Annotated in this window: 8 protein-coding genes; 6 read left to right on the top strand and 2 right to left on the bottom strand. The window is 70.5% G+C overall.

What is annotated here, in order from left to right:
• Together ACWGIU_RS19160 and ACWGIU_RS19155 are read left to right on the top strand one after the other, a co-directional pair.
• Positions 1-1,100 (top strand): mannosyltransferase family protein (locus ACWGIU_RS19160; RefSeq protein WP_453707304.1); only part of this gene is annotated, 1,100 nt, incomplete at its 5' end.
• Between the two features lie 204 nt (positions 1,101-1,304).
• The gene (locus ACWGIU_RS19155) at positions 1,305-2,534 is read left to right on the top strand and encodes a serine hydrolase domain-containing protein (protein WP_453707302.1); all 1,230 of its coding nucleotides are present in this window, start codon (positions 1,305-1,307) and stop codon (positions 2,532-2,534) included.
• An 81-nt stretch (positions 2,535-2,615) separates the two neighbouring features.
• On the opposite strand, the gene ACWGIU_RS19150 is transcribed toward ACWGIU_RS19155, so the two are convergent.
• Positions 2,616-3,011, bottom strand: a complete 396-nt coding sequence (locus tag ACWGIU_RS19150; RefSeq protein WP_453707300.1) for a barstar family protein — start codon at positions 3,009-3,011, stop codon at positions 2,616-2,618.
• Between the two features lie 271 nt (positions 3,012-3,282).
• Here ACWGIU_RS19150 and ACWGIU_RS19145 point away from each other — a divergent pair, with 271 nt between their 5' ends.
• The 3 genes from ACWGIU_RS19145 to ACWGIU_RS19135 all read left to right on the top strand — a co-directional run bounded on the left by ACWGIU_RS19145 (position 3,283) and on the right by ACWGIU_RS19135 (position 5,029).
• Positions 3,283-3,738: a hypothetical protein gene (locus ACWGIU_RS19145; RefSeq protein ID WP_453707298.1), complete on the top strand. Its 456-nt coding sequence runs from the start codon at positions 3,283-3,285 to the stop codon at positions 3,736-3,738.
• A gap of 109 nt (positions 3,739-3,847) precedes the next feature.
• On the top strand, positions 3,848-4,078 hold the full coding sequence (locus ACWGIU_RS19140) for an antitoxin MazE7 (RefSeq protein WP_453707296.1): 231 nt from the start codon (positions 3,848-3,850) through the stop codon (positions 4,076-4,078).
• A 120-nt stretch (positions 4,079-4,198) separates the two neighbouring features.
• Positions 4,199-5,029 carry a class I SAM-dependent methyltransferase gene (locus tag ACWGIU_RS19135; RefSeq protein WP_453707294.1) on the top strand — a complete coding sequence of 277 codons (831 nt, stop codon included), beginning with the start codon at positions 4,199-4,201 and terminating at the stop codon, positions 5,027-5,029.
• A gap of 33 nt (positions 5,030-5,062) precedes the next feature.
• Here the strand turns inward: ACWGIU_RS19135 and ACWGIU_RS19130 are convergent, their stop codons facing one another.
• The gene (locus ACWGIU_RS19130) at positions 5,063-6,022 is read right to left on the bottom strand and encodes a LysR family transcriptional regulator (RefSeq protein WP_453707292.1); all 960 of its coding nucleotides are present in this window, start codon (positions 6,020-6,022) and stop codon (positions 5,063-5,065) included.
• 177 nt (positions 6,023-6,199) lie between these two features.
• On the opposite strand from ACWGIU_RS19130, the gene ACWGIU_RS19125 reads away from it, so the two are divergent.
• A partial coding sequence (locus ACWGIU_RS19125) for a M28 family peptidase (protein ID WP_453707306.1) occupies positions 6,200-9,649 on the top strand: 3,450 nt, incomplete at its 3' end.

Here is a 9,649-nt window from a genome sequence, read left to right as displayed (position 1 = left end):
TGTGGTTTTACGTGCTCACCGGGGTCGGATTGGGGCCCCCGGGGGGCGCGGTGGGGTGGCTGTCCCCCGCCGCGGGCGCGGCCCGGCGGCCGGCCTCGCCGCTCTCGCCCTGGCAGCAATGGGACTGGTGGTTCTACCTCCACATAGCACAGGACGGATACTTCCCCGGCCGGTCCGGACCCTGGACCGCCGGCTGGGACAACCGGGAGGCCTTTCTGCCCGGCTTCCCCCTCGCCCTGCGCGCCGTCCACACCGTGGTCCCCGACTGGGCCGCGGCCGGAGCGCTGATCTCGTTCCTCTCGGGAGGCATCGCCGTCCTGGCTCTCGCCCGGATCGCCCGCCATCACCTGGCCGACCTCGAAACCGGCCGGCGCGCGGCGGCTTTCCTGCTGCTCTCGCCGTGCGCCGTGTTCCTCGCCGCCGGCTATACCGAGGCGCTCTTCCTGGCCCTGGCCCTGCCCGCCTGGCTGGCGGCGCAGCGCCAGAACTGGCCGGCGGCCGCGGTACTGGCCTGCCTCGCCTGCTCGGTCCGTGTCACAGGTCTGTTCCTCGCGGCCGCCCTCGCCCTCCACTTCGTCCTCACCGCCCGCAGCCGTGCCGCCTGGCGTTCGGCCCCGTGGCTCTTGCTGCCCGCCCTCGCCCCGGCCCTCTACAGCTGGTACCTGCAGACCCGGACCGGGGACTGGATGGCCTGGAAGCACTCCCAGGAACGCGGCTGGTACCGGGACTTCCACGCACCGTGGGACGCCTGGGCGAACACCTGGGACGCCGCCTTCCACCACATCCACCCCACCGGGTACGCGCTGATGTGGCAGGCCGAGCTCCTGGCCATGGTGGTGGGCGTCGTACTCCTGGCCCTGCTGGTCAGAGGTCGCCGCTGGCCCGAGGCCCTGTACATCGGCCTCACCCTGTGGGCGCTGGGAACCTCCTACTGGTACACGTCCATACCCCGCTCCACCCTCCTGTGGTGGCCGCTGTGGATCGGCCTGGCCTCCTGGAGCCTGAAGCGCCCCCGGATCCGGACCGCCTACCTCTACGTCGTGGCTCCCCTGTCCACCGCGGTCGCCATCACCTTCCTCACGGGCCGCTGGGCCGGCTGAACCGTGTCGTCGAAGTCCCGCCCCCACCCACCGATGAGGAAGTGCGGGAAGGGGTGCGATGTGCGGGGACGGGTGCGGCCATCGTTGACGAGGGGCTGTCCGGAACGTCGGCAGCCGTCGCGCCGACTGGCCCATCTCGCACGGTGGGCGTTCCATCGAAAGGTGGCCCTTGTCCCGAGGGGGTCGTCGCGGCAGGAGATCGGCATGATCGGAGTCAGGACCGCGTACCTGGGCAGGGCGCCGACGGCGCTCCTGTGCGCCACCGCGCTGCTCGGCACGGTCCTGCCGGCCGGCGGCGCGTGGGCGGCGACCGGGGCGGGCTCCGCGACCGCCTCGTGTGTGGCGTCCCCGGAGCCGTCCGGCGGCGAAGCGAAGCAGATCCTGGACATCGCCAAGGTGGCACAGAAGGAGCTGGACCTGAACGCCGTCGTGCTGCGGGTCACGCGCGACGGGCGGGAGGTCGTCACCGGCGCTCTCGGCGAGTCGATGACGGGAGTCCCGGCCACGGCCGACATGCATTTCCGGGCCGGTTCGGTGGCCATCGTCTACATGGGCATCGCCATGCTGCAACTCGTCGAGGACGGCAAGGCCGACCTCGACGACCCGGTCTCGCGCTGGCTCCCCGACGCCCCGCACGCCGGCGAGATCACCCTGCGCATGCTCGGTGCCTCCACCTCGGGCCTGCGCGACTACGTACCGGATCCGAAGTTCCTCGCCGCCCTGTACGCCGACCCGTTCCGCCGGTGGACCCCCGACGAGCTCGTGGGCATCTCCGCCGCCCACCCCCTGCTGTACGAGCCGGGTACGAGCTGGAGCTACTCCCACGCCAACTTCGTGCTCCTCGGGCAGGCCCTGGAGAAGATCTCCGGCATGCCGCTGGCCGAAGTGATGGAGCAGCAGATCACGGGGCCCACCGGACTGGACAACACCCTCAACAGCTTCACGCCCCAGATCGAGGAGCCCGTCCTGCACTCCTTCGACGGGGAGCGCGGCAGGTACGAGGAGTCCACCTACTGGAATCCCTCCTGGACCACGGCCCCCGGCGCGGTCCTGAACACCCACATCTGCGACCTGGCCCGCTCCGCCGAGGTTGTGGGTACCGGTGAACTCCTCTCGCCGCAAAGTTTCAAGGTCCAGCTGAACCCGGGAACGGTGGGCCTGGGCGGCAAGACCCCCGGCTGCCCGCCGAAGGACTGCTTCCGCCAGCTCCCGGCCCGGCACTTCGGCTACGGCGTGATCGTCCAGAACGGCTGGATCCAGTCGAACCCGTCCTTCGCGGGATACGCGGCCATCATGGCGTACCTCCCGAGCGAGCACCTGGCCATCGCGGTGTCCACGACGGTCGGTCCCAAGGGCCCCGAGACCAACACGGCCCAAACCATCGCCGGCCGCATCGCCGCAGCCCTTGCGCCCCGGAACTCCCTGACGGGATGACAGCGTGCACGACGGACGCACACACACACCGGACCGGCGAGCGGCCACTCGCCCGAGAAGGCCGAAGTCCGATGACGAGCATCACCTGTCGGCCTCCTCGTCCCAGCACAGTCGTAGCTGTTCCCGCAGATCCGGAACGGATTCCGCCGCACAGGACATGACGACGACGAGCCTGCTGAGATCGACTCCGTCGGACCGTCTGGTGCGGGACCATCGCCGCCCCGCCCGCAAAAGGGTCCCGAAGAGCAGCCGTTGTCCGGCGGCATCGCCGGGCAGCATCTCGTCCGCGGCCTCGATGACGAGTACGTAGTGGTCTGCGGGCAGCCAGTTCAGATCGCGCAGGCAGTCGAGGAGGGCGTTCCAGTTCCACCCGAAGTAGTCCGGCAGCCTCAGTCCGTCGTAGAACCGCATGAAGACCGCGTTCGTGTCCCCCATCTCACGGCCGTCGAGGCGCACCACGTACGTCCTGCCGGTCACGGGTAGCAACAGGTCCACGGGCACAGCGCCGTGCTCCGGAACCACATGAACCCAGGGCACGATGTGCACACCCTCACCTCCCCTCCGCCGGTTCAGGCCTCCACCTTCGTCATGACCGGAGGACGGCAGCGAGGCAGTCTACGGGCTGTCCCGCAATCCCCGGCGGGCGCGACGGCCCGGCGGGCGGCTGTCCGTCTCACAGGGTCGGAACCCCATACGGAAGCCGACCAATGGCCCTGGTGCACCGGGGCCGTGCGGCATGATCTGGAGCATGAAGCGTCCCTCCCTGCCGACCACCGAGTCGGCCGTCGCCGCGATACGGGCCGTCGCGGCCGAATACCGGCTCGCCGTGGCCGTCACCGACGACATCGGCGCCGACCGGACGTCGCGGCGGACCTCCGCGGCCCTGTTCACCGTCGTCGACCCCGACGGATCCCTGCCGCACGAGGCGTTCGTCGAACTCGGCGGCAGCCCGGCCGTCAGCGTGCGGATCTTCCCCGAGGACGACGCGAAGATCACCGTCGACGGGGTGGAGTTCCACGACATTCCCCGGGACTCCGTACCGGCGTTCCTGAGGTCCGTCTACGGCGGACTGGCTTTTGTGAAGGGACGGTTCTTCCCACCGGGCTACTGGCTCTCCGTCCCTCTGCCCGGCGACGAGACGTACCGGGAGAGCGTCGGAGGCCCCTCGCTCACGCCCTGGCTCTCCGGCCGCGTCCGCGCCTGAGGCGCCACCGCCGAACCGCGGTCGACCGCACCGGGGGCCCGTTGCTCGCAGGCAGCACGCCTGGGCCGAACGGGCCCCCGGCCGGTCACCGGGCGCGCATACTCGGAGCATGGCCGACACCACCACCGTCGAGGTCGACACCGATGTGCACGACCGCCTCGCCGTGCTCGCCGCGGACCGCGGACTGAGCCTGCGCGCGTACCTCGCCGAACTCGCCACCGCCCAGGAGAACGAGGCCGCGCTCACCCGGGCGGCGCTCGCCTTCGAGAGGGCCCTGGAGCGGCCCGGCTTCCGCGAGGGCTTCACCCGCGACTTCGGCCGCCGGGCGTCCCGCGACTGAACCGGCCTGCGAGGGCATACCGGCGCCGCCGGGGCGTCTGTGGGGCCGCCGACGGGCCAGGTCCGCGAAAGGTACCTATGCTCGAAAAGGGGCTGCCCCGAGCGCTGGAGGACGGCTGTCATGACCGAGGCGAGCGACACGGCCCAGGCCGACCGCACCCTTAAGGCCCGGCACCGCGCGATGTGGGCGCTGGGCGACTACCAGTCGGTGGCTTCCCACGTCATTCCGGAGCTGGGGGCCGTGCTCGTGAAGGAGTGCGGCGTCCAGCGCGGCGACCGGGTGCTCGACATCGCGGCCGGCTCGGGCAACGCCGCCATTCCGGCCGCCCTGGCCGGGGCCGACGTGGTGGCGTCCGACCTCACTCCCGAGCTGCTGGAGATCGGCCGGCACCTGGCCGCCGTACGCGGGGCCACTCTGGAGTGGCGGGAGGCGGACGCCGAGCACCTGCCCTTCGCCGACGGCGAGTTCGATGTGGTGATGTCCTGCGTCGGCATCATGTTCGCCCCGCACCACCGGCTCGCCGCCGAGGAGATGCTGCGCGTCTGCCGCGCCGGCGGCACGGTCGGACTGATCAACTGGACCCCGCAGGGCTTCGTGGGCCGACTCTTCGCGACGATGAAGCCGTACGCGCCCCCGCCGCCGCCCGGGGCGCAGCCGCCCCCGCTGTGGGGGGACGAGGAACACGTGCACGAGCTGCTCGGCGACGCGGTCACCGATGTGGACTCACGCCGCCGGACGGTTCGCGTGGACCGCTTCACGGGGCCCACGGACTTCCGGGAGTTCTTCAAGGCCTGCTACGGGCCCACCGTCGCCGCCTACCGCGCCGTCGCCGACGATCCGGACCGGGTCGCCGAACTGGACGCGGCGCTCGACGCCCTCGCCGCCGAGCACACCGTGGACGGGGTCATGGAGTGGGAGTACCTGTTGCTGACGGCCCACCGCCGGAGCTGACCCGCACACGGCGTCCCGCCACGCCGCGCCGGTTCAGTAGAGGACCGGGTGCACCTCCGGGTGGGCGTCCCACCACTCCTTGTGGAAGGGGTTGTTGTCCACGTTGGCCAGGTAGGCTCGGGCCGCGGCCCGGTAGAGCAGTTCCGCCTGCCCGGCCGAGAGCGCCGCGCGGCTCCATGCGAGGCGGATGCGCCCGATGATCGGGGTGCCGACGAGCGGGCGCATCACCGTGCCCTCCCCCGACGGGGCCGTCGGCTGGCTGAGCGCCACCGCGCGGCCGGCGGCGATCAGATCGTGCTGCATCTTGCGGTCGGTGATCCGGTAGCGAAGTGAGGGGCTGAATCCGGCCTTCGCGCAGGCGGTGACGAGCGCCTCCGGGCCACCGTCGTCGTCCTCCACCAGTGTCATCCACGACTCCCCGGCCAGGTCGGCCAGTTCGATGCGGTCCAGGTCCGCGAGCGGGTGCCGGGCGGACAGCCGGATACAGAACGGCTCCTTCGGGATCAGCGTCCTGGCCAGGGTTCCTTCCGGCAGCGGCACCTCATGGTCGTTGACCTCCCCGTACACGATGGCGTCGTAGCGTCCGGCGCCGAGCATCCGCGCCAGCACGGTGACCGAATCCTCCAGGTCCACGGCTATCTCCCGGCCTGACATGGACAGGTCGGTCTGGGTGAGAAGGCCGTCGAGCAGCACGAGCATGATGCAGCCCAGCCGCAGTGGGCTGCCGGTCGACAGGGCGCGTGCCTGCGCTCCCAGAGCGTCCATCTCGCTGAGTACGCGACGCGCCTTGGCCAGCACGAACTGGCCCAGTGCGGTGGGTTCCACCCCACTGCGGCCCCGTACGAAGAGCTCGCCCCCGGTGACCCGTTCAATGCGGCGCAGCTGGGCGGAGAGCGCGGGTTGGGACACTCCGAGCCGCCGCGCCGCGCCCCCCAGGCTGCCCGCCTCCGCGATCCGGCAGACGGCTTGCAGATGCCTCAACTCCAGCTGCATCCGGGCAGCGTACGAGTCGGGTCGCCGCGGCACCATAACGCGGACCTTATGCCCCCCGAGATGTCCCAATCTCGTCATGTTCACGCTCATACTCGGCCGCGAACGACACTCATCCCCGACCCCCCACGATCGGAGTGGACGTTGCATCCGAGCAGATGGACGGCGGCCGTGGCAGCGATGGCGCTGACCGCGAGCCTCGCCGGCGCTCTGGCCGGGACGGCATCGGCCGCGCAGCAGGCGCAGCCCTCCCCGTCCCAGAAGGACACACCGGCCGCACGTGCGGTCGCGGCCGCCGACCAGGCCGTCGACAGTGGCCTGGACTCCCTGGTCAACTCCTCCCAGGAACAGTACGAACGACGTCTCGTCACCCCCTGGGTGAAGGATCTCTACTCCGTCTCGTACGAGCGCAGCTACCGCGGCCTGCCGGTCGTCGGCGGCGACGCGGTCGTGCTCGCGGACGGCACCGGCAAGGTGCGCGCCCTGCAGTCCGCCTCCTCCGTGCGCATCGACGTCTCCACCCGGGCGTCGGTCTCCGCGAAGGACGCAGAGTCCGTCTCGCGGGCGAAGCTGGTCTCGGTCGACAAGGTCGAGAGCAGCCGGCTCGTGGTCCGCCTCAAGGACGACAAGCCGGTGCTGGCGTGGGAGACCGTACTGAGGGGCCGCACCAGGACCGCGCCCAGCAGGCTGCACGTCTTCGTGGACGCGCGGACCGGCGCCTTCGCCGACAGCTACGACGAGGTCGTCGCGGGTACCGGTAACAGCAAGTGGAACGGGCCGGGCCCGCTCACCATCGACACCACCGGCTCCGGCTCCACGTACACGCTGCGCGACCCGAACCGGACCGGCCTGAGCTGTGCGGACTACAGCACGGGCACGGTCTTCTCGAAGTCCTCCGATTCCTGGGGCACCGGCAACCCCACGAGCAAGGAGACCGGCTGCGTCGACCTGATGTTCGCGGCGCAGAAGCAGTGGGACATGCTCTCCCAGTGGCTGGGCCGCAACGGTGTCAGCGGCAACGGCCGCAGCTTCCCCGCCAAGGTGGGCCTGAGCGATCTCAACGCCTACTGGGACGGCAGCTCGGTCACCATCGGGCGCAACACCGCCAACGAGTGGATCGCCGGCATCGACGTGGTGGCCCACGAGTACGGGCACGCCATCGACTCCAACACCCCGGGCGGCACCAGCGGCCAGGAGTCCGGGCTCGGCGAGGCCACCGGCGACATCTTCGGGGCGCTGACCGAGGCCTTCGCCAACGAGCCGGCCCCCTACGACACCCCGGACTACACGGTCGGCGAGGTCATCAACCTCCAGGGCCGGGGTCCGATCCGGAACATGTACAACCCGCCGGCGGTCAACAACGACCCTGCCTGCTACAGCTCCGCGATACCCGGCACCGAGGTGCACGCGGCGGCCGGTCCTCTGAACCACTGGTTCTACCTGCTGGCCGAGGGCACCAGCCCGGGCGGCGGCAAGCCCAGCAGCAGCACCTGCAACGGCACCACCCTGACCGGTGTGGGCGTGCAGAACGCCGGCAAGATCTTCTACGGCGGCATGCTGCTCAAGACGAGCAGCATGTCCTACAAGAAGTACCGAACGGCGACGCTGAGTTCGGCCAAGTCGCTGGACACCACCTGTGACCTCTTCAACAAGACCAAGGGTGCCTGGGACGCGATCAGCGTGCCCGCCCAGACCGCCGATCCGACCTGTACTCCGAGCGGCCAGAACAACGACTTCTCGATGTCGCTGAGTCCGTCCTCGGGCACCGTCCAACAGGGCGGTTCCGTCACCACGACGGTCGGCACCACGGTCACCACGGGCAACGCCCAGTCGGTGACGCTGACCGCCTCCGGCCTGCCGGCCGGCGTGAGCGCCTCCTTCAACCCTGCCACCGTGCAGTCCGGCCAGTCCTCGGTGCTGACCCTGACCGCCACCGCCAACGCGGCTCCCGGTGCGTCCACGGTCGTCGTCAAGGGTCAGGGCGCGGCCCTCTCGCACACGGTCGACTACTCGCTCAACGTGGGCGGGACCCAGCCCGGCAACGATCCGCCGGACATCAACGTCGCCGACGTGCAGGCGCACCTGTCCCAGTTCAACACCATCGCGAGCCAGAACGGCGGCCACCGCCGGGCCGGCAGCGCCGGCTACACCCAGTCGCTGGCGTACGTGAAGGGCAAGCTGCAGGCGGCCGGTTACACCGTCACCGAGCAGAGCTGCACCTCCTGCACCTACCCGTCGAACAACTTGATCGCCGACTGGCCGGGTGGGCCCGCCGACCAGACCGTCATGTTCGGCGCCCACCTCGACAGCGTCTCGGCCGGCCCCGGCATCAACGACAACGGCTCGGGCTCCGCGACCCTGCTGGAGAACGCCCTCGTCCTCGCCCAGAAGAACCCGACGATGACGAAGCACGTGCGCTTCGCCTGGTGGACCGACGAGGAGCAGGGCCTCAACGGCTCCGAGTTCTACGTCAGCCAGCTGAGCAGCGCCCAGCGCAGCGCCATCAAGGGCTACTACAACTTCGACATGGTCGCCTCCACCAACGGCGGCTACTTCATCAACAACGTCAACTCCACCACCGCCGCCCCGCTGAAGGCGTACTGGACCTCCCTGAACCTGGCACCCGAGGAGAACACCGAGGGGCAGGGCCGTAGCGACGACTACTCCTTCCAGCAGGCAGGCATCCCCACCTCCGGCTACGCGGCCGGCGCCAGCGCCCGCAAGACCTCGGCGCAGGCCACGAAGTGGGGCGGCACGGCCAACGCCGCCTACGACCCCTGCTACCACAGCTCCTGCGACACCACGAACAACATCAACGCCACGGTGCTGAACCGCAGTGCCGACGGTGTCGCCTACGCCGTCTGGAAGCAGGCGGTCGGCGGTGAGACGCCCGCGCAGGACTTCTCCATCGGCGTCAGCCCGTCCGCGGGCAGCGCGGCCCCCGGCGGTTCGACCTCCGCCACGGTCAACACCGCCACCGTGAGCGGCGCCGCCCAGACCGTCGCGCTCTCCGTCTCCGGCGCGCCGGCCGGTGTCACCGCGACGCTCAGCCCGACGTCCGTCCAGTCCGGCAGCTCCTCGGCGCTGTCCGTCCAGGTCGGCGCGAGCACCGCGCCTGGCACCTACACCCTGACGGTCACGGGCTCCGGCACCGTCAGCCACACCAGCACCTACTCGCTCACCGTCACCGGTGGCGGCAGCTGCACACCCCGCCAGCTCGTGGCCAACGGCGGCTTCGAGAGCGGCTCCAGCCCGTGGAGCGCGACCGCGGGCGTCATCACCAACCAGTCCGGCCAGACCCCGCACGGCGGAAGCTACAAGGCGTGGCTGAACGGGTACGGCTCCACCCACACGGACAGCGCCGCCCAGACGCTGACCATCCCGTCGGGCTGCTCCACGTACCGGCTGGGCTTCTTCCTCCACATCGACACGGACGAGGACGAGAACGTCGTCTACGACCGGTTCACCGTCTCGGTGGCCGGCCAGACGCTGGAGACCCTCTCCAACCTGAACGCGAACTCCGGCTACCTGGAGAAGTCGTACGACCTCTCACAGTTCGCCGGCCAGACCGTCACCCTGAAGTTCAGCGGCACGGAGGACCAGTCCCTCCAGACCTCCTTCGTCGTGGAC

It is taken from the genome of Streptomyces sp. NPDC054840 (genome assembly GCF_053611065.1).
This window is presented reverse-complemented; position numbering and strand designations above follow the sequence as displayed.

Coding starts and splice junctions, on each gene's coding strand:
- ACWGIU_RS19155 (WP_453707302.1), top strand. CDS start 1,305: ATGATCGGAGTCAGGACCGCGTACCTGGGCAGGGCGCCGACGGCGCTC.
- ACWGIU_RS19130 (WP_453707292.1), bottom strand. CDS start 6,022: ATGCAGCTGGAGTTGAGGCATCTGCAAGCCGTCTGCCGGATCGCGGAG.
- ACWGIU_RS19135 (WP_453707294.1), top strand. CDS start 4,199: ATGACCGAGGCGAGCGACACGGCCCAGGCCGACCGCACCCTTAAGGCC.
- ACWGIU_RS19145 (WP_453707298.1), top strand. CDS start 3,283: ATGAAGCGTCCCTCCCTGCCGACCACCGAGTCGGCCGTCGCCGCGATA.
- ACWGIU_RS19140 (WP_453707296.1), top strand. CDS start 3,848: ATGGCCGACACCACCACCGTCGAGGTCGACACCGATGTGCACGACCGC.